The following is an 18,096-nucleotide window of genomic DNA, read 5'->3' as shown; positions in this document are numbered from 1 at the left end:
TCTTCCACTGCCGTGCGGCCCTCCCGGTCGGGACGACGAGAGAGCGATAGTGACCTTGAGAACTGTGTTTCGAGCGCTCGTGCTCGCCGCGGGCGTGGCAGCGGTTTCAGCATCGGTTGGCGAGGCGCGCAGCGCCAACAATATCATGCAGCCGCTCGGCGCGACCCCGTCGTTCCGCGACGCCCTGCGGGTGACCGTCTACGGCAACGTTCTCGCCGCGCGGCTCGCCGCGACCGTGCGCGACACCTCCGCCGCCTCGGTCTACTGGCGCGCCGCGCTGCGCCAGGATCCGCGCAATGCCGAGATCCTCGAACGGGCCTTCATCACCACGCTCGCCGACGGCAATGTCGAGGAGGCGATGCCGCTCGCCGAGCGGCTGATCCAGGTCGACCGCACCCACCGGCTGGCGCGCCTGGCGCTGGCCGTGCGCGCCATGAAGGCCCGCCAGTTCCAGACCGCCCGCTCGCATCTGAGCGCGCCGCCCCGCGCCAGTGCCGACCTGACCTCGGCCCTGCTGACTGGCTGGGCCTATCTCGGCTCGGGCGACGTCTCGGCCGGCGTCGCCGCGGTCGACCGCCTGTCGGGCGCCGACTGGTTCCAGCTCTTCAAGCAGTTCCATGCCGGTCTGATCCTCGACGTTGCCGGCCGCCGCGCCGATGCGGGCAAGCGCCTGGAGGAGGCCTACAAGCAGGATCCGACCATTCTGCGCATCGCCGACGCCTATGGCCGCTGGTCGGCGCGGGCGCGCGGCGCCGATGCGGCGCGCCAGGTCTATTCCGCCTTCGACAAGGTGGTGCCGAACCATCCCTTGATCGTCGATGCCGAGCGCCGGCTGCGCGACAACCAGCCGCTGCAGCCGCTGGTGCGCAATGCCCAGGGCGGCGCCGCGGAGCTGCTCTACGGCCTCGGCTCTGCGCTGTCGCGCCAGGGCGGCGAGGACCTCGCGCTCATCTATCTGCAGCTCGCCCGCTGGCTCGATCCCGATCACGAGCTGGCGATCCTGTCGCTGGCCGATCTCTACGAGTTCCTGAAGCTGCCGCAGCGCGCCATCGCGGTCTACGACCAGATGCCGCAGGCCTCGCCGCTCTATCGCAACGCCCAGATCCAGCGCGCCCTGAACCTCGACCTGATGGACAAGAGCGAGGATGCCCGCAAGGTCCTGCAGGAACTGATCACCCGCAAGCCCGACGACCTGGAGGCGCTGCAGGCGCTCGGCAATATCCAGCGCTCGCGTAAGATGTTCGCCGAGGCGGCGGAGACCTACAGCAAGGCGATCGCGCTCATCGCCAATCCGGATCGCCAGCACTGGATCTATTTCTACTTCCGCGGCATTTCCTACGAGCGGTCGCAGCAATGGGCCAAGGCCGAGGCCGACCTGAAGCGGGCGCTGGAGCTGGTGCCCGAGGGCAATGCCCGCGGCCGCGCGCAGGTGCTCAACTATCTCGGCTATTCCTGGGTCGACCAGGGCATCAATCTCGATGAGGGCCTGCGCCTGGTGCGCCGCGCCGTCGAACTGACGCCGGAAGACGGCTATATCGTCGACAGCCTGGGCTGGGCCTATTACCGCATGGGCAAGTTCGAGGAGGCAGTGACCGAACTCGAGCGCGCCATCGAGCTGAAGCCCGAGGATCCGGTCATCAACGACCATCTGGGTGATGCCTATTGGCGCGTCGGCCGGCAGATCGAGGCGCATTTCCAGTGGAACCATGCGCGCGACCTGCAGCCTGAAAAGGACGACCTGCCGCGCATCCTCAACAAGATCGCCAATGGCCTGACCGACGATGCCGCAGCGGCACCGCGCACCACCGGCCAGGCGGCGCAGACCCAGCCCTCGCAGAACTGACCGGCGCCCGCCCGGCCCGTTCGCGCGGGCCGGGCTGCGCATCCTGCCGCCATGGCCCTCGTCGAGCATGCTCCCGCCAAGGTGAACCTGACGCTCGCCGTGCGGCGCCGGCGGGCCGATGGCTATCACGACCTCGAAAGCCTCGTTGTCTTTGCCCGCACCGGCGACGCGCTGAGCTTCGTGCCCGGTGACGCCGGCCATGGACTGGTGGTGCGCGGCCGCAGCGCCGCGGCCGCCGGGCCCGCCGCCGACAATCTCGTTCTGAAGGCTGCGGCGCTGCTCGCCGCGCGCGTGCCCGGCCTGCCGGGAGGCATCTTCACCTTGATCAAGCGCCTGCCGGTGGCCGCCGGCCTCGGCGGCGGGTCCTCGGATGCGGCGGCGGCGCTCCGGCTGCTCGCCCGCGCCGCCGGGCTCGGCCTCGACGACCCGCGTGTCGTCGAGGCAGCCCGGCTGACGGGCTCGGATGTTCCGGTCTGTGTTGCCGCGACGGCCCGCATGATGCGCGGCACCGGCGCCGAACTCGGCCCGGCGCTCGCCCTGCCGCGCCTGCCGGCCCTGCTCGTCAATCCCGGCGTCGCGGTCGCGACCCCGGCCGTTTTCGGCAAGCTCGGCCTTGCCCCCGGCAGCGAGCAGGATGCCGATCCGGCGGGGCTGCTCGTCGAAGCGGCGTCTTTCGGCCCGGAGCGCAGCGCGCGCGACAGGCTGGTCGCCGCCGTGAACGCCTCGCGCAACGACCTCGAACCGCCAGCCCTCGCGCTCGCGCCCATCGTCGGCCACGCGCTCGAGCGGCTTCGCGCCACGGCGGGCTGCCGGCTTGCCCGCATGTCCGGGTCGGGCGCGACCGTCTTCGGCCTCTACGACAGCTGCCGGGCGGCCGCGGCGGCGGCCAGGGTGATCCGCACCGCGGCGCCGGACTGGTGGGTCAAGCCGACCATGCTCGGCTGAGCCGGCCCCGGCCGATAAGCGAATTGGAAGGAGGTCGCGCGGTTTTGCGTTGGCCCGACCGGTTTCCACCGCGCTATCAGGCCGGCTCGCATCGGTCGCCAGCGCCGATGGCCGCTGTTCCATCCCGCATCGTGCCGCTTACGTCCGGCACCGTGCAGGGGCTTGGGCGGTCTGGCGGCGCCGACCGTTGGTGTCATCGCACGTCGCAGGCAGGAACAGGATCATGCGGACTCAGGTCGGGATCGTCGGAGCGGGGCCCGCGGGCTTGTTTCTCGCCCATCTCCTGGCGCGGCGCGGCATCGAGGCGGTGGTTCTCGAGGCGCGCAGCCGCGCCCATGTCGAGGCGCGCGTGCGCGCCGGCGTGCTGGAGGCGGGCACGGTCGACACGCTCGCCAATCTCGGCCTGGACGGACGCATGCGCCGCGAAGGCATGGTCGACAACGGGCTCGACATGCGCTTCCGCGGCCGCACCATCCATCTCGACCTGCCGGCTCTGACCGGCCGCAGCGTGATGATCTACGGTCAGCTCGAAGTGGTGAAGGACCTGATCGCCGCCCGGCTGGAAGCCGGCGCCCCGCTGGTCTTCGAGGCCGAGGTGACACGCCTCGAGGGCCTCGACGGTGCCCGGCCGCGCATCCACTACCGGCAGGGCGGCATCGACAGGGTGCTCGAATGCGATCTCGTCGCGGGCTGCGACGGCTTCCACGGCGTCAGCCGCGCGGCCGTGCCCGAGGGCGTCATCGAAACCTATAGCCGTGCCTACGACTTTTCCTGGCTCGGCGTGCTCGCCCATGCGGCGCCGATCACCGACATGACCTACAGCAATCACGACCGCGGCTTTGCCCTGTGCAGCCGGCGCTCGATGACCATTTCGCGGCTCTACCTGCAGGTGCCAGCCTCCGACGAGCCGGCCAACTGGTCGGATGCCCGCTTCTGGGACGAGTTGCACACCCGCATGTTCGACGCCGACCGGAGCGAGATCCAGGAAGGCGAGATCTTCCAGCGCGACGTGGCGCGGCTGCGCGCCTATATCGCCCAGCCGATGCAGTATGGCAGCCTGTTCCTGGCGGGCGATGCCGTGCACATCGTGCCGCCGGCCGGCGCCAAGGGCCTCAACATGGCGGTCGCCGACGTGCGCGTGCTCGCCCGCGCCATGGGCGATTTCTTTTCCACCGGCTCGCGCAAGGGTCTCGAACGCTACACGGCCGACTGCATCGACCGGGTCTGGAAGACCATCCGCTTCTCGATCTCGCTGACCGATCTCCTGCACGTCTTCGACCACCACACGCCGTTCCAGCGCGGCCTGCAGATGGCCGAGCTCGAACATGTCGCGAGCTCCGTCACCGCGCAGAAGATGATCGCCGAGCAATATGTCGGCCTGAGCAGCGTCAGCGACTGAGCCTAGAGGCCATGCACCTGGCGGATGCCCTCCATGAGGAGGCGGGCCGCCAGCGACGGCTTGGCGTCGGCGCGCTGGACGATGCCGATGCCGCGCCGGCTCGCCGGCAGGGCGAGCGGCAGCACTTCCAGCTCGCCGGCATCGATCTCGTGCTGGAACAGGTGTGGCGAGGCGGCGGTGACGAGGTCGCTGCCGATCAGGAGGCCGCGCGTTATGGCGATATCGGCGGTCTCGACCACGACATCCGGGCTCGGAATGTTGCTGTCGCCGAGCGCGGCCTCCAGCGCGACGCGGGTCGAGGTGCCGCGCGGTGGCAGGATCCAGCGCGCCCCGGCTATGTCGCAGAAGCCGACGGCCGGGTCGCCCGCCAGCGGATGGCCACGGCGCAGGATGATCGCCAGCATGTCCTCGACCACGACCTCCGCGGTCAGGCCCGCCATGTTGTCGGGAGGGCGCAGGCCGCCGAGCAGGAAGTCGATGTCGCCGGCACGCAGCAGGGTCGCAAGGTGCTCGAACGTGCCCTCGACCGTGCCGACCCTGATATTGGGATAGGTGCCGGTCAGGGCGATGATGGCGCGCGGCAGCAGCCGGTTGCGCCCGAGCGACAGGGTACCGACCACCACGCGGCCGGAAACGCCGCTCTTCAGCGAGGCGACCTCGGCCTCGGCATGGCGCAGCTCGGCGAGCGCGCGCCGCACCTGCGTCGACAGCATCAGGCCGAGCGGATTGGGCGCGATGCCGGTCGGCGTGCGCGACACGAGGGGCAGGCCGATGCCTTGCTCGACCTCGCGCAGCACCTGGCTGACCGCCGGCTGGGAAATGCCGAAACGTTCGGCGACCGCTCCCATGTGGCGCTGTGCGACCAGATCGACGAAGACCGACAGTCGCTGCCGGCCGAGCGCCAGCGAGAAGACCGGGGCATGGTCGTTCCAGCGCCCCGCGCCGGTGGCCCGGATCTGCGCGCGGAACTGGTCGCGGGCGATCTCCATGGCGGCGAAGGCGGCCTCCACCCGTTCCATCAGGGCGCGGCCGAACTCGGTCAGCAGCATGCCATGGGCGCGGCGCTCGAACAGCGGCACTTCGAGCGCGCCTTCGAGTTCCTTGACCGAGCGGGTGATGGCGGACTGGGCCCGATGCAATTCCTCGCTCGCCCTGATCACGCTGCCGGCGCGGGCAACGGCCAGGAAGGCGCGCAGATATTTGGGATTGATGACAAGCGGGTCATGGCCGAGGGGCGGCCTGCGTTCCTGGGCCATATAAGCATTTTAGGCGTCGCTATGAGGAGTTTCAACTGTCGCCGCCGCGAGCCCCAAGGGCACTATTCCGGTAACGCCAAGGTCGGTGCGGAAACACCGGCCAAGCTCGACAGGAACACGCCATGAAGTCTCCCGCGCCGTTCGAAATGCCGGCCTATGTGATCGACCGGGTCATGAAGAAGAGGGGACGGATCCGGGTGTTCGAGCGGTTCGAGCCGAGCGAAACCGCGCTGGTCGTCATCGACATGCAGGAATTCTACGTGCGCGACGTGCCCGAGGCCATCGCGATCATTCCGAACATCAACCGGCTCGCGGCCGCCATGCGCGCGCGGGGCGGCGCGGTCGCCTGGGTCAAGATGGTGGCGGGCAAGGACGGCGAGAGCCTCTGGCCGATCTATCACGACTATTTCTTCACCGCTGAGAACGGCGCCCGCCACCGGGACAATCTCACCGAGGGCGCGCCGGGCCAGGCCTTGCGCGCCGATCTGGATGCGCAGCCCGAGGACATCTATGCCAGCAAGTCGCGGTTCAGCGCCTTCGTGCCGGGCAAGTCGGACCTCATGGAAAAGCTTGGCGAGCGCGGCATCCGCAACGTGGTGATCGTCGGCATGCTGACCAATTTCTGCTGCGAGACCTCGGCGCGGGACGCCATGATGCTGGACTATCGCGTCGCCATGGTCTCGGACGCCAACGCGGCGCGCTATGCCGAGGATCACAATATCGGCTTTTCCACGGTCTTCCAGAGCTTTGGCGATGTCGTGACGGTCGAGGAACTGCTGGGCGAGATGCTTGTCGCGGCGGCTCCGGACAAGGCCGGCTGAGGGGCTCACCATGAGCGGTGACGACGAAAGGGCGATCGAAACGGTCATCCGGCGCTTCGCCCGGCTGAACGACGAGGGGCAGTGGACGGCGCTCGCCGAGCTCTTCACCGAGGACGCGGTCTTCGCGCGGCCCTCGGCTCCGGACCAGCCGATCGCCGGCCGCGCGGCGATCCTCGCGGCCTTCCGGGCCCGGCCGTCGCGGCTTGTCCGTCATCTCGTCTGCAATACGATGGTCACCATGGCGGGAGCGGATGCGGCGGAGGCCTTCAGCTACTCGCTCCTGGTCAGCACGGGCCCGGCTGGCGCGAGCCTTGCGGTCGGCGAGTTCAGGGACCGGCTGATGCGCGACGGGCGCGCCTGGAAATTTGCCGCGCGCTTCGGCCGCACGACGATCGACGGGCTTGCCTTCGCGTCCCAGGGCCGCGTTTCAGCATAAGCGTTTTCGATAGCGTTGAGCAGATTTGCGGCTTTTCGGCCTCACGCCGGCAGCGGAAGCTGGCAAACAACTGAGGACGGACGCTTTCGACGTCGACCGGGCCGCGTCCAGCCGGCCCGCAACGAAGACATGCCGGAACGTTGGACCGCCCGACCGCGGCCGCGCGCCGGGACTATCGGGGAGACGAATATGGCGAGAATTATCGGCGGCATCGGGATGTCGCATGTCCCGACGATCGGCGTCGCCTATGACAAGCAGAAATGGGACAATCCGGCCTGGGCGCCGCTGTTCGAGGGCGCCAGGCCGGCCTTCGACTGGCTGGCCGACAAGAAGCCCGATGTCCTGATCTTCCTCTACAACGATCACCTCAATGCCTTCTTCTACGATCTCTATCCGACCTTCGCGATCGGCGTCGCGCCCGAACACGACGTGGCGGACGAGGGGGCCGGACGCCGCCCGCTGCCGATGCTGCCGGGGCACACGCGCCTTGCCACGCATCTCGCCGAGCAGGTGATCAACGACGAATTCGATCTTGCGGTGTTCCACGACCGGCCGCTCGACCACGGCGTCTTCTCGCCGCTGCCGCTGCTCTGGCCGCACGAGGGCGGCTGGCCGGGCGCGGTCGTGCCGATCATGGTCAATGTCGTGCGCTACCCGCTGCCGACCGCCATGCGCTGCTTCAAGCTCGGTCAGGCGCTGCGCCGCGCCATCCACTCCTATCCCGAGGACATTTCGGTGGCGATCGTGGGCACCGGCGGCCTGTCGCATCAGATCCATGGCGAGCGCACCGGCCACAACGACACCGACTGGGACATGCGCTTCCTCGACCTGATCGAACACAATCCGATCGAGCTCGCCCGCATGCGCCACGTCGACTATGTGCGTCTCGGCGGCGCCGAAAGCGCCGAAGTCATCATGTGGCTGACCATGCGCGGCGCGCTCAGCGACGACATCACCAAGGTGCACCAGAGCTACTATCTCGCCACCACCACGGCGATGACCACCCTCGTCTTCGAGGAGAACAGGGTGCATCGCCCCGCGGCCTCCGAGATCCGGCTCGGCAACGAGCAGATCGCCGGCATCGAGGACATCGAGGGCACCTATCCCTTCACCATCGGCATCGGCGTCGAGAAGGCGCGGCTCAACCGCTTCTTCTGGAACATGCGCATGCCGCAGGCACGGGCGGCCTTCAATGCCGACGAGGCCGCGGCCTGCCGCGAGGCCGGCCTGACCGCGGAGGAGACCGCGCTGGTCGCCCGGCGCGACTGGCTCGGGCTGATCCGGGCCGGCGCCAATTTCTTCGTGCTGGAGAAATTCGCCCGGCTCGTCGGCGAAACCAATCTCGAAGTCTATGCCGAGATGCGCGGCGAGACCTTCGAGGAGTTTCTGGCGACGCGCCAGGTGCCCGACGCCCGCTAGGCGGCGGACCGGGCCAACAAGACCATCCACTGGGGGAATACGACCATGGCCGGATACCGCGCCGGGCATCGCAGCCGCTTGCCCGCTTCTCCCGCCGATGCCGGGCGGCGGGCCTTCCTGAAACTGGCGCCCGCCGCGGCGCTCGCCGGCGCGGCGTGGCCGGGCCGGCTGGCCGCGGCGGCGCCCGTCACGGTCGGCGTCATCCTGCCGCTCTCCGGCCCCTTCGCCGACCAGGGCGGTCACTACGAAACCGGCATGCGGCTCTACCACGAACTGCATGGCACTGAGGCCGGCGGCCGCGAGGTCAGGCTGGTCGTCCGTGACGATCAGGGCGCCGGGTCCGGCGATCTCGCCCGCAGGCTGACGCAGGAACTGATCCTGCGCGAAAAGGCGAGCGTCATTCTCGGCTACAGCTTCACGCCCAATGCCATGGCCGCGGCAAGCCTTCTGAGTGAAGCCAGGGTGCCGGGCATCATCGTCAACGCGGCGACCTCCTCGCTCACCCAGCGTTCGGATTATTTCACCCGCATCTCCGTGACCATGTCGCAGGTGACCCATACGCTCGGCAAATGGGCCGCGGGCAATGGCATCGGCACGGCCTATTCGATCGTTTCGGACTATGCTCCCGGCGTCGATGCCGAGACCTGGTTCGGGCGCGGCTTCGCCGAGGGCGGCGGCCGCATGCTGCGCAGCGACCGCACGCCGGTCGCAGCGATGGAATACGGCCCGTTCCTGCAGCGGGCGATCGAAGCGAAACCCGACGCGGTCTTCGCCTTCAACCCGGGCGGCGACGTGTCGATCGCCTTCGTCCGGCAGGCCGGCCAGCGGCTGAAGGGGACGGGCATCAAGCTGCTGGTCACCGGCGACGTGGTCGACGACAACCTGCTGCCGGCGATCGGCGAGGCGGCGCGGGACGTCATCTCGGCCTGGCACTACCAGATCGACGTGGACAATGCCGCCAACCGGCGCTTCCTCGCCGCCTTCCGCGCCAAGTTCGGAGCGGCCGCGATACCGAGCTATCGGGTCGTGCAAGGCTATGACGGCATGGCGCTGATCCATCAGACGCTGGGGAAGACCGGCGGGCGCACCGAGGGCGAAGTGTTCATGGCCGCGGTGAAGGGCGCGCGCCTCGACAGTCCGCGCGGCCCGGTGCTGATCGATCCGGCGACGCGCGACATCGTCGAGAACATCTATATCCGCCGCGGTACGCTCGGCGAGGGCGGCGTCGCCAACCGCACCTTCGCGACCATCGAAGCGGTCAAAGATCCCGCCAAATGAACATGTCGGGCCTCCTGACGGTCATCGCCGACGGCATCGCCTTCGGCATGGTCCTGTTCCTGTTCTCCATCGGCCTGTCGATCACGCTCGGGCTGATGCGCTTCATCAATCTCGCGCATGGCGCCTTCGCCATGTGCGGGGGCTATGTGCTGGTCGTGCTGGTCGGCGGCGGGGTGCCGTTCCTGGCCGCGCTGCCGGCCGCCTTCGTGGTCACCGGGCTTCTCGGCGCCGCCCTGGAAACGACCGTCATCCGGCACGTCTATGGCAAGTCCGATCTGCAGCAGGTGCTGTTCTCGATCGGCCTCGCCTTTGCCGCCGGCGCGCTCGCCAACATCCTGTTCGGGCCGCAGCAGCAGCCGGTGCCGCTGCCGGCCTGGGCCAATGCGCCGGTCGCGCTGCCCGGCCTTGCCCTGTCGGGCTATCGGCTGTTCGTCATCGTCTGCGGCCTCGCCGCGCTCGGACTGCTCGTCGCCCTCTTCAATCACACGCTGTTCGGCGCGCGCATCCGCGCCGCCGTCGACCGGCGCGTGACCGCCGAGGGGATCGGCATCCATGTCGGCCGGCTGTTCGCGCTCGCCTTCACGCTCGGTGCCGGGTTCGCTGGTCTCGGCGGCGCGCTGGCCGTTGGGTTTCTCGGGCTCGATCCGAGCTTTCCGCTGAAATATCTCGTCATCGTGCTGATGGTGGTCGCGATCGGCGGGCCGGGCTCGATCGGCGGCTCGTTCGGCGCGGCGCTGTTCCTCGGCATTGCCGACGCCCTGTTCAAATACTGGCTGCCGGCGCTCGGCGGCTTCGTCATCTACGCCATCCTGGTCGCGGTCATGATCGCCATGCCCCGGGGCCTCGCCGGAAGACCGACATGACCGCGTCCTGCCCCCTGCATCTGGCGTTGCCGTCGCTCGTCGGCGCCGCGCTCGCCGCCTATCTCCTGTTTCCCGATCATCTCGGCCTTATCGCCAGTATCCTGATCGTCGCGACCTTCGCCCTGTCCTACGACCTCCTGCAGGGCCATGCCGGCATCGTCTCGCTCGGCCATGCGGTCTTTTTCGGCATCGGCGCCTATACGGTGGCGGTGCTCGGCGGTGCCGGCATCACCGAGCCGCTGGCGACGCTGCTCGCCGCGCTCGCCGTCAGCGGCGCGCTCGCCGGCCTGGTCGCGCGCATCGTGGTGGTCGGCAACGATTTCACGCGGCTGCTCGTCACCCTCGGCGTCTGCTTCCTGTTCCACGAGATCGCCAACCAGATGCACTGGCTGACCGGCGGCGCCGATGGTCTCTCCGCCTTCACGGTCGGGCCGATCGCAGGGCTGTTCGCCTTCGATTTCCGGGGTCGGACCGCCTTCTTCTACGCGCTGGCCGTGCTGGTCCTCGTCTATCTCGCGGTCTGGCGCATCACCACCTCACCCTTCGGGCTCGCCTTGCGCGGCATCCGGGAAAACACCCGGCGCATGCATGCGGTGGGCGCCCCGGTCGCCCGGCACATGGCCGCGACCTACGTGCTGGCGGGCGGCATGGCCGGCATGGCTGGCGCCGTGCTCGCCCAGACCAGCAATTTCGCCTCGCTCGACATGCTCGGTTTCGAACGGTCCGCCGAGGTGGTCATGATGACCGCGATCGGCGGCACGGGCAGCATTCCCGGCGTCATCCTCGGCGCGTCGCTGTTCACCTGGCTGAAGGATGCGCTGTCGGCGTTCAGCCCGAAATACTGGCATCTCGGCATCGGCCTCGTGCTGATGGCCTCGGTCTTCGTCCTGCCCGATGGTCTTGCCGGCCTCCCGGCGCGGCTTGGCCGCCTCATGCGGAGGGCGTCGTGAACCTTGCCCTCGACGTCGAAAACCTGACGCTGCGCTTCAACAGCTTCGTCGCCGTCAACAAGGTCTCGATGGCGGTCGAGGCGGGCAGCCGCCGCGCCATCATCGGACCGAACGGCGCGGGCAAGACCTCCTTCGTCCATGCACTGACGGGAGCCATCGCCGCGAGCGCCGGCACGGTGCGCCTCTGCGGCGCTGACGCGACCGGCCTGTCGCAGGCGGCCCGGGTCCATCGCGGCCTTGCGCGGACCTTCCAGATCAACCAGCTCTTCGCCGGGCTGACGGTTCTGGAGAACGTGCTCATCGCGGTCACCGAGCGGGCCGGGCGGGCCGGCGTCTTCTGGCGTGCGCTGGCGGCCGAGCGGCAGGCGATCGACGAGGCGCGCAGCCTTGTCGAGCTCGTCGGCCTCGGCGCCCGGGCCGGCGACGAGGTCAGCGCCTTGCCCTATGGCATGCGCCGGCTCGTCGAGATCGCCATCGCGCTCGCGACGCGGCCGAAGGTCCTGATCCTCGACGAGCCGGCCGCCGGCGTGCCGACCACCCAGAGCGAGGCCATCTTCGAACGGATCGCGGCGCTGCCGCGCGACCTGACCGTGCTGTTCATCGAGCACGACATGAATCTGGTCTTCCGCTTCGCCGAGCGGATCACCGTGCTGGTGGCGGGCGAGGTCTTGACCGAAGGCACACCGGGCGAGATCTCGCGCGACGAGCGGGTGAGGGAAGTCTATCTGGGACGGCGGGGGCATCATGCCGCTGCTTGAGATCGAAGGGCTGGCCGCAGGCTATGGCGAGGCGCTGGTGCTCGACGACATCAGCTTCAGCCTCGACGAGCGGGAGGGACTTGCCGTGCTCGGCCGCAACGGCGTCGGCAAGACGACCCTCATGCTCGCCATCATGGGGCATGCGACCCGCCGGAGCGGCGCGCTGCGTTGGGCCGGCGGCGATTTCTCGTCCCTGCCGGGCCATGCCCGCGCCCGGCTCGGGCTCGGCTGGGTGCCGCAGGAGCGCGACATCTTCCCCTCGCTGACGGTGGAGGAAAACCTCAAGGTTGCCGGCCGGCCGGGGCGCTTCGGCCTCGCCGACATCTATCGTCTGTTCCCGCGGCTGAAGGAGCGGCGCGGCAATGGCGGCGACAAGCTGTCGGGCGGCGAACAGCAGATGCTCGCCATCGGCCGCACGCTCATGACCAACCCGAAGCTGCTGCTGCTCGACGAGCCGTTCGAAGGCCTCGCGCCGGTCATCGTCGACGAGCTCGAGCAGACCCTCGCGCGACTGCGCGGCGAGGAGGGCTTTGCCACCATCATCGTCGAGCAGCGCGCCGAGGATGCCTTGCGACTCAGCGACCGGGCGATCGTGCTCGACCGGGGCCGCATCGTGCTGGCCGGGCGCTCGACCGAGTTGCTGGCCGATTTTGGTCGGGTCCAGCAATGGATCGCGGTCTGAAACGAGAGGATCCGCCCCCATGGACCAGGACAGCCTGATGGCGCGCACGATGGTGGAAATGACAGCGACCGCGGTCGCGGCGGCGGCCGCCCGCGGCGCGCTCGCCATTCTGCCGGTCGGCGTTATCGAATGCCACGGCCCACACCTGCCGGTCGGCACCGACGCCTTCATCGCTCTCGCCCTGTCGCGGCTGACATCGGCCTATGCGGGGCGGCATGGCGTCGAAGCGCTGGTCGCGCCGCCCTGTTATTGGGGCATCAACACCGTGCTCGCGGATTTTCCCGGCAGCTTCCGCATCCGCCCGGAGACCGCGGCCATGCTGCTCGACGACGTCATCGGCTCGCTGATCGCCAACGGCTTCCGTCAGGTACTGGTGGTCAGCCACCACGGCGACCTCGCGCATAACGAGATGATCCGCGACGTGCTGCTGGCCCGCCACCACGGCGGCGACACCGGGGCGCGCTGGCTCTACACGCCGTTCCGCTGGCGCATGTTCGCCCGGCTCGGCATGACCGGAGCCGAGCCGATCTGGGTGCCCTGGCAGCCGGTGCCGGCGCTCGAGGCGTTCCGGTTGACGGGCGTGTTCGGCGTCCATGCCGACGAATACGAGACGGCGGCGATGGTGCGCTATTTCCCGCAGACCGTCGATTACGACGCGCTGCGCGGCCTGCCGCCGACCACACTGACGAGCAACGACCTGCTGGCCTGGCGAAAGGGTGGGGCCGAAGCGCGTGCCCTGACGCCCCAGGGCTATTTCGGCGCGCCCAACCCGGTCGATCCGGATCTCTGGCGCCATTTCGACGAGACGGCGAAGATCATGGCCGAGGCGCTTGCCGCGGGGCGGGCCGGCGCCGGATGACGTCAGGCCGCCGCCGCGACGAAGCGGCGATAGCCGTCGGCCCGCAGTTGGCAGGCCGGGCAGGTGCCGCAGCCGAAACCCCAGTCATGGTGGTGGCTGCGGTCGCCGAGATAGCAGGAATGGGATTGCTCGCGGATCAGGGCCACCAGCGGCGCGCCGCCGAGCCTCTCGGTCAGCGCCCAGGTCTCGGCCTTGTCGATCCACATCAGCGGCGTATGCAGGACGAAGCGTTTGTCCATGCCGAGATTGAGCGCCACCTGCAGCGCCTTGATCGTATCGTCGCGGCAGTCGGGATAGCCGGAATAGTCGGTCTCGCACACGCCGGTGACGATGTGCTTCAGCCCGCGCCGATAGGCGAGGGCGGCAGCGAAGGTCAGGAAGATCAGGTTGCGGCCGGGAACGAAGGTGTTCGGCAGGCCACCTTCGGTCATGGCGATGGCGACGTCATCGGTCAGCGCGGTATCGGAGATCTCGCCGAGCGCCTTCAGTCCGATGGTATGGTCGGGCCCGAGCCGGCCGGCCCAGGCCGGGTCGATGCGGGCGAGGCCGTCGCGGATCGCCGCGCGGCATTCCAGCTCGACGTGATGGCGCTGGCCGTAGTCGAAGCCGAGCGTCTCGACGCTGCCGAACCGGTCGAGCGCCCAGGCGAGACAGGTGGAGGAATCCTGGCCGCCGGAAAACAGGACCAGCGCGCCCGCGTTCCCGTCCGCCGCGCCGCCGCCGGCCATGTCAGTAGGCCCGGGCGATGCAGAAGGCGACCGCTTCCATCAGGGCGTGCTTCATCGCGCCGTCGGGGAAGAGCGCGAGCGCGTCATTGGCCTTGTCGCCATAGTGACGGGCCCGCTCGACGGTGTCGGCGAGGGCGCCGTGCTTGGTCATGAGGCCGATGGCGGTCTCGAGGTCGCCGTCGGCGATCTCGCCTTCGACCAGGGTGCGCCTCCAGAAGGCGCGCTCGTCCTCGGGCCCGCGGCGGAAGGCCAGCACCACCGGCAGGGTGATCTTGCCCTCGCGGAAATCGTCGCCGACATTCTTGCCGAGCTTCTGCGACTTGCCGCCGTAATCGAGTGCATCATCGACGAGCTGGAAGGCGATGCCGAGATTCATGCCATAGGCGCGGGCGGCGGCCTGCTCGGCCTTCGGCCGCTCGGCGATGACCGGGCCGACCTCGCAGGCGGCGGCGAACAGTTCCGCCGTCTTGGCACTGACCACGGCGAGATATTCGTCTTCCGTCGTCGCGGTGTTCTTGGCGGCGGCGAGTTGCATGACCTCGCCTTCGGCGATGACCGCGGCGGCCGTCGAGAGAATGTCGAGCGCGCGCAGCGAGCCGACCTCGACCATCATCTTGAAGGCCTGGCCGAGCAGGAAGTCGCCGACCAGGACGGAGGCTTCGTTGCCCCAGACCATGCGCGCCGCCGGCTTGCCGCGGCGCATGTCGCTCTCGTCGACCACGTCGTCGTGCAGGAGCGTTGCGGTATGCATGAACTCGACCGACGCGGCGAGCCGGATATGGCCGTCGCCGCGATAGCCCGACAGGGCTGCCGTCGCCAGCGTCAGCATCGGCCGCAGGCGCTTGCCGCCCGAGGAGATCAGATGATTCGCCACTTCCGGGATCATGGTGACGTCCGATCCGGTCCGCGACAGGATCATCGCGTTGACGCGCTCCATGTCGGCCTTGGTCGCGCGGACCATGGCCTCGATCGAGGCATTGACCTTCTCGAAGGGGACGACGACTGCCACGCCATGCTCCGGGTTCGATTGCATTTCGGCGGACCATAGAAAGAAGGTGCTAGCATCACAAGCCGTCCCATCGCCGCGAAAAGTCGCATTGAGGGCGTCGCAAAGGGGAATATCGCTTGGAAGAGATCATCCGCACGCCCGATCCCGTCCTGGTCTCGGCCATCGAGAGCCTGCTCGGCAGCGCCGGCATTGCCGTTATTGTCGCAGACAGACACATTTCCGCGATCGAAGCCCGCATCGTGGCCTTTCCGATGCGCATCCTGGTGCCGGCGGCGGCGGCCGTCCGCGCCCGCAGGCTGATCGCCGAGGCGGGGCTCGGCGACGAATTGCGGCCCGAGAAGACCTGAAGCCGCGGCTTGTGGCCGCGCGGCCTTCGCGGCGTCCGGCTTTTGTGGCATCGATGGCCGCCCGCCCGTGCTCCTGGCGCGGGACGCGCATGCGATCGGTGGAGACGGTTCAAAGGTGCAGGACGCAGCTGTCGATATCGCGGTGACGACCGACAGCGTGCTCGGCGGTCGCGTGAAGCTCACCCAGCCGCGGCGCGGCCATCGGGCCGGTCATGATGCCGTGCTGCTTGCCGCTGCGGTGCCGGCCCTGCCGGGTGAGAGCGTGCTGGACCTCGGTGCCGGCGTCGGCACTGCCGGTCTCTGTCTGGCCGCCCGGGTGGCGGTCGGCGCGCTGACGCTGGTCGAGGTGGATCCCCTGCTCGCAAGCCTTGCCGCCGGCAATGCCGTGGCCAACGGCCTTGGCGAGCGGACGAAGGTGATCGTCGTCGATGCAGCCGCGCGCGGCGCCGTTCGCGAAAAGGCTGGGCTCGCCAGGGGCAACATCGACCGGGTGATGAGCAATCCGCCGTTTCACGATGCTGCGCGCCATCGGGGCTCGCCCGATGAGGCCCGGCGCCGGGCCCATCAGGCTGATGACGACCTGCTCGGCGCCTTCGTGCGCGCCGCCGTCGCGGTTCTACGGCCCGGCGGCACCCTGACGATGATCCATCGGGCCGACCAGCCGGCCGCCTTGCTCGCTGCGCTGGCCGGTCGGTTCGGCGGCATCAGCGTCAGGCCTGTTCACCCTCGCCCGGGCGCTGCCGCCAACCGCCTCATCGTGACCGGCGTCAAGGGCTCGCGCGCGCCGGTCGCAATCCTGCCCGGTCTGGTTCTGGCCGATGCCGACGGCCGGTCTTCGTCGGAAGCGGATGCCATTCTGCGCGACGGCGCGGGCCTCGGCGTCTGAGACCGGCAGCGCACCCACCTCGGGCGCCGCGTGACATCGGCGCCGCAACGGAGAGCGGGGCTGCCCTAGCGCTCCGATGATCGGTCAGGGCGATGCGCGTCCATGCCGCCGGCCGCCCGGCGGTGCAGCGACCGGCGTATGGCGACGGCGACGAACCACGCGAAGCCGGCGGCGCAGGTCCAGCCGCCGACGGCATAGATCGCCGCGGCGCGCGCGCCGGCCTGCCGATAGCGCTCGGCGACGGCCGGCGGCATGTCCTGTGCCGGCCAGAGCGGGTCGAAGGCGATGAAGCCGACGATCAGGATGGTCAGCCCGAGCGCCAGCGGAAGGAGATGCACCCACAAGGGCCGGCGCCGGTAGGCGTGCGGCGCCGGATTGCCAGGCGTCACGGTCGTGGCGTCCCGGATCACTCGTTCAGAGTGTAGCGGCCGAGCCGGCAGACATTGATGCGGCGCTTCTCGACGATGTCGCCGTCGGCGAATTTGAACTTGAAGTCGTAGATGCAGTCCGGGCGGCCATCGGACATGTCGATGGTCATGGTGCGGCCGGCGGCGAGGGTGCGGTCGCCGAGAATGTCGTTCTCCCAGTTGTCGACGCTCGGCGGCGAGGCCCAGAACGATTCCAGCTCGACGCTGGTATTGTTGAACAGCTGGAACGAGCAGACTTCGCTGCCCCGGTCGCAGGCCTGTGCCGCGCCGGCGCCGATCATCATGGCGAGGCCGGTCGCAAGGGCCAGGATGGTCTTTTTCATGAAGGTATCTCCGGAGGCAGCGCCGCTTCGCGGCATCGACGAGGGGCTTATCATCAGCCCGTGTTTCCGGATGATGTCGAGGGGCATCATTCTCTCGTTCTGCGTGTTTTTGCGTGCTGTCTCAATCTGGTAAGGTGCGCTCAGCCGCGCCCGAGCAGGGCGGTGAGGCGGCTTGCCGCATCGGCGACGAGCCGGGGGTCGGCGGCCTGGAACCGGTCTCGCGGCATGGTCAGCGCCACCGCGCCGACCAGTTCGCCGGCAACCCCGAAAACCGGTGCGGCGATGCCGGCGACGTCGGCCACCCGGTCGCCGGCGAGGGCGACGATGCGCTCGCGCCGGATCTGATCATAGAGCGGGCCGGGCTCGCCCGAAAAGGCGAGCAGGACACGCCCGCTCGAACCGCGGTCGAGCGGGCGCAGGGCGCCTGCGGCGAGCTGGTCAGTCTCCTCTCCCGGCAGGCCGACCCGGCAGAGGCAGAGCCGCTTGTTGCCCTGGCGGATGTAGAAGGTCGCGCTTTCGCGGGCCGCGTCCGCGAGCGCGCGCAGCACCGGCATGACCAGGGCCTCCAGCGCCGAGCCCGACGTGCGGACATGGTTGAGGCGGGCAATCTCGGACCCGAGCGCATAGCGGCCGCCATCGAGCCGGCGCACCAGGCCGGCCTGCTCGAACGAGGCCATCACGCGCTGGACGGTCGCCCGGTAGACCCGGTTTTCGGCGGCGAGCTCGGTGAGGCTGGGCGTCGGTCGGTCGACGGTAAAGGCGGCAAGGAGCGACAGGGCCCGGTCGAGCGCCGGGAGGCCCTCCCGATGGAGGCCGGCATCTGGGCTGCTCTTGTGGTCCGGCACTTTCGGCACGCTCATCCCCTT

At 69.3% G+C, this 18,096-nt stretch carries 20 protein-coding genes; 14 read left to right on the top strand and 6 right to left on the bottom strand.

Translation table 11 applies throughout. The features are described 5' to 3' along the window. Window positions 1-49: 49 nt before the first annotated feature. The 3 genes from OZ671_RS16435 (at window position 50) to OZ671_RS16425 (ending at window position 4,187) form a co-directional block, all read left to right on the top strand. Window positions 50-1,843 carry a tetratricopeptide repeat protein gene (locus tag OZ671_RS16435; protein ID WP_268861748.1) on the top strand — a complete coding sequence of 598 codons (1,794 nt, stop codon included), beginning with the start codon at window positions 50-52 and terminating at the stop codon, window positions 1,841-1,843. Window positions 1,844-1,894: 51 nt separating this feature from the next. Beyond that, on the top strand, window positions 1,895-2,788 hold the full coding sequence (locus OZ671_RS16430; protein ID WP_268861747.1) for a 4-(cytidine 5'-diphospho)-2-C-methyl-D-erythritol kinase: 894 nt from the start codon (window positions 1,895-1,897) through the stop codon (window positions 2,786-2,788). 223 nt (window positions 2,789-3,011) lie between these two features. Next, window positions 3,012-4,187 (top strand): 4-hydroxybenzoate 3-monooxygenase, encoded by a 1,176-nt coding sequence (locus OZ671_RS16425; protein ID WP_268861746.1) that lies wholly within the window; start codon window positions 3,012-3,014, stop codon window positions 4,185-4,187. A gap of 2 nt (window positions 4,188-4,189) precedes the next feature. On the opposite strand, the gene OZ671_RS16420 is transcribed toward OZ671_RS16425, so the two are convergent. Then, window positions 4,190-5,443: a LysR family transcriptional regulator gene (locus tag OZ671_RS16420; protein ID WP_268861745.1), complete on the bottom strand. Its 1,254-nt coding sequence runs from the start codon at window positions 5,441-5,443 to the stop codon at window positions 4,190-4,192. Between the two features lie 122 nt (window positions 5,444-5,565). Here OZ671_RS16420 and OZ671_RS16415 point away from each other — a divergent pair, with 122 nt between their 5' ends. The 9 genes from OZ671_RS16415 (at window position 5,566) to OZ671_RS16375 (ending at window position 13,509) form a co-directional block, all read left to right on the top strand. Beyond that, window positions 5,566-6,264 (top strand): cysteine hydrolase, encoded by a 699-nt coding sequence (locus tag OZ671_RS16415; protein ID WP_268861744.1) that lies wholly within the window; start codon window positions 5,566-5,568, stop codon window positions 6,262-6,264. Between the two features lie 10 nt (window positions 6,265-6,274). Next, window positions 6,275-6,700, top strand: a complete 426-nt coding sequence (locus tag OZ671_RS16410; protein ID WP_268861743.1) for a nuclear transport factor 2 family protein — start codon at window positions 6,275-6,277, stop codon at window positions 6,698-6,700. Between the two features lie 189 nt (window positions 6,701-6,889). Next, entirely contained in the window at window positions 6,890-8,119 is a 1,230-nt protein-coding gene (locus OZ671_RS16405; protein ID WP_268861742.1) for a gallate dioxygenase, read from the top strand. Between the two features lie 78 nt (window positions 8,120-8,197). Further along, a complete protein-coding gene (locus OZ671_RS16400) occupies window positions 8,198-9,397 on the top strand; it encodes an ABC transporter substrate-binding protein (RefSeq protein ID WP_268861741.1) in 1,200 nt (399 codons plus the stop codon). A gap of 2 nt (window positions 9,398-9,399) precedes the next feature. Then, the gene (locus OZ671_RS16395) at window positions 9,400-10,260 is read left to right on the top strand and encodes a branched-chain amino acid ABC transporter permease (RefSeq protein WP_268861816.1); all 861 of its coding nucleotides are present in this window, start codon (window positions 9,400-9,402) and stop codon (window positions 10,258-10,260) included. Then, window positions 10,257-11,210, top strand: coding sequence for a branched-chain amino acid ABC transporter permease (locus OZ671_RS16390; protein WP_268861740.1), 954 nt, complete (start codon window positions 10,257-10,259; stop codon window positions 11,208-11,210). Before OZ671_RS16395 ends, OZ671_RS16390 begins: the two co-directional genes overlap by 4 nt. Beyond that, complete coding sequence (locus OZ671_RS16385; protein WP_268861739.1) at window positions 11,207-11,968, top strand: ABC transporter ATP-binding protein; 762 nt, start codon at window positions 11,207-11,209, stop codon at window positions 11,966-11,968. Before OZ671_RS16390 ends, OZ671_RS16385 begins: the two co-directional genes overlap by 4 nt. Further along, window positions 11,955-12,650 (top strand): ABC transporter ATP-binding protein, encoded by a 696-nt coding sequence (locus OZ671_RS16380; RefSeq protein WP_328286373.1) that lies wholly within the window; start codon window positions 11,955-11,957, stop codon window positions 12,648-12,650. Before OZ671_RS16385 ends, OZ671_RS16380 begins: the two co-directional genes overlap by 14 nt. Window positions 12,651-12,669: 19 nt before the next feature. Beyond that, on the top strand, window positions 12,670-13,509 hold the full coding sequence (locus OZ671_RS16375; protein ID WP_268861738.1) for a creatininase family protein: 840 nt from the start codon (window positions 12,670-12,672) through the stop codon (window positions 13,507-13,509). 2 nt (window positions 13,510-13,511) lie between these two features. On the opposite strand, the gene queC is transcribed toward OZ671_RS16375, so the two are convergent. Further along, window positions 13,512-14,237 carry a 7-cyano-7-deazaguanine synthase QueC gene (gene queC / locus OZ671_RS16370; protein ID WP_268861737.1) on the bottom strand — a complete coding sequence of 242 codons (726 nt, stop codon included), beginning with the start codon at window positions 14,235-14,237 and terminating at the stop codon, window positions 13,512-13,514. Window position 14,238: 1 nt separating this feature from the next. Continuing rightward, on the bottom strand, window positions 14,239-15,246 hold the full coding sequence (locus OZ671_RS16365) for a polyprenyl synthetase family protein (RefSeq protein ID WP_268861736.1): 1,008 nt from the start codon (window positions 15,244-15,246) through the stop codon (window positions 14,239-14,241). A 116-nt stretch (window positions 15,247-15,362) separates the two neighbouring features. On the opposite strand from OZ671_RS16365, the gene OZ671_RS16360 reads away from it, so the two are divergent. Both OZ671_RS16360 and OZ671_RS16355 read left to right on the top strand, forming a co-directional pair. Next, on the top strand, window positions 15,363-15,593 hold the full coding sequence (locus OZ671_RS16360) for a putative signal transducing protein (protein WP_268861735.1): 231 nt from the start codon (window positions 15,363-15,365) through the stop codon (window positions 15,591-15,593). A gap of 115 nt (window positions 15,594-15,708) precedes the next feature. Next, on the top strand, window positions 15,709-16,479 hold the full coding sequence (locus tag OZ671_RS16355; RefSeq protein WP_268861734.1) for a tRNA1(Val) (adenine(37)-N6)-methyltransferase: 771 nt from the start codon (window positions 15,709-15,711) through the stop codon (window positions 16,477-16,479). Window positions 16,480-16,544: 65 nt separating this feature from the next. On the opposite strand, the gene OZ671_RS16350 is transcribed toward OZ671_RS16355, so the two are convergent. From OZ671_RS16350 to OZ671_RS16340, 3 genes are all read right to left on the bottom strand, one after another. Further along, the gene (locus OZ671_RS16350) at window positions 16,545-16,868 is read right to left on the bottom strand and encodes a hypothetical protein (RefSeq protein WP_268861733.1); all 324 of its coding nucleotides are present in this window, start codon (window positions 16,866-16,868) and stop codon (window positions 16,545-16,547) included. 17 nt (window positions 16,869-16,885) lie between these two features. Then, window positions 16,886-17,230 (bottom strand): hypothetical protein, encoded by a 345-nt coding sequence (locus tag OZ671_RS16345; RefSeq protein WP_038306745.1) that lies wholly within the window; start codon window positions 17,228-17,230, stop codon window positions 16,886-16,888. Window positions 17,231-17,370: 140 nt separating this feature from the next. Continuing rightward, on the bottom strand, window positions 17,371-18,090 hold the full coding sequence (locus OZ671_RS16340) for an IclR family transcriptional regulator (RefSeq protein ID WP_268861732.1): 720 nt from the start codon (window positions 18,088-18,090) through the stop codon (window positions 17,371-17,373). Window positions 18,091-18,096: the final 6 nt, after the last annotated feature.

Origin of the sequence: Phreatobacter sp. AB_2022a, from assembly GCF_026847585.1 — a bacterium.
In the GTDB taxonomy this organism is placed as follows: domain Bacteria; phylum Pseudomonadota; class Alphaproteobacteria; order Rhizobiales; family Phreatobacteraceae; genus Phreatobacter.
This window is presented reverse-complemented; position numbering and strand designations above follow the sequence as displayed.

Excerpts from the sequence above, each read along its gene's own strand:
- OZ671_RS16415 (WP_268861744.1), top strand. The coding sequence starts at position 5,566 with ATGAAGTCTCCCGCGCCGTTCGAAATGCCGGCCTATGTGATCGACCGG.
- OZ671_RS16420 (WP_268861745.1), bottom strand. The coding sequence starts at position 5,443 with ATGGCCCAGGAACGCAGGCCGCCCCTCGGCCATGACCCGCTTGTCATC.
- OZ671_RS16375 (WP_268861738.1), top strand. The coding sequence starts at position 12,670 with ATGGACCAGGACAGCCTGATGGCGCGCACGATGGTGGAAATGACAGCG.
- OZ671_RS16430 (WP_268861747.1), top strand. The coding sequence starts at position 1,895 with ATGGCCCTCGTCGAGCATGCTCCCGCCAAGGTGAACCTGACGCTCGCC.
- OZ671_RS16390 (WP_268861740.1), top strand. The coding sequence starts at position 10,257 with ATGACCGCGTCCTGCCCCCTGCATCTGGCGTTGCCGTCGCTCGTCGGC.
- OZ671_RS16345 (WP_038306745.1), bottom strand. The coding sequence starts at position 17,230 with ATGAAAAAGACCATCCTGGCCCTTGCGACCGGCCTCGCCATGATGATC.
- OZ671_RS16405 (WP_268861742.1), top strand. The coding sequence starts at position 6,890 with ATGGCGAGAATTATCGGCGGCATCGGGATGTCGCATGTCCCGACGATC.
- OZ671_RS16340 (WP_268861732.1), bottom strand. The coding sequence starts at position 18,090 with ATGAGCGTGCCGAAAGTGCCGGACCACAAGAGCAGCCCAGATGCCGGC.
- OZ671_RS16410 (WP_268861743.1), top strand. The coding sequence starts at position 6,275 with ATGAGCGGTGACGACGAAAGGGCGATCGAAACGGTCATCCGGCGCTTC.
- OZ671_RS16425 (WP_268861746.1), top strand. The coding sequence starts at position 3,012 with ATGCGGACTCAGGTCGGGATCGTCGGAGCGGGGCCCGCGGGCTTGTTT.
- queC (WP_268861737.1), bottom strand. The coding sequence starts at position 14,237 with ATGGCCGGCGGCGGCGCGGCGGACGGGAACGCGGGCGCGCTGGTCCTG.
- OZ671_RS16395 (WP_268861816.1), top strand. The coding sequence starts at position 9,400 with ATGTCGGGCCTCCTGACGGTCATCGCCGACGGCATCGCCTTCGGCATG.
- OZ671_RS16380 (WP_328286373.1), top strand. The coding sequence starts at position 11,955 with ATGCCGCTGCTTGAGATCGAAGGGCTGGCCGCAGGCTATGGCGAGGCG.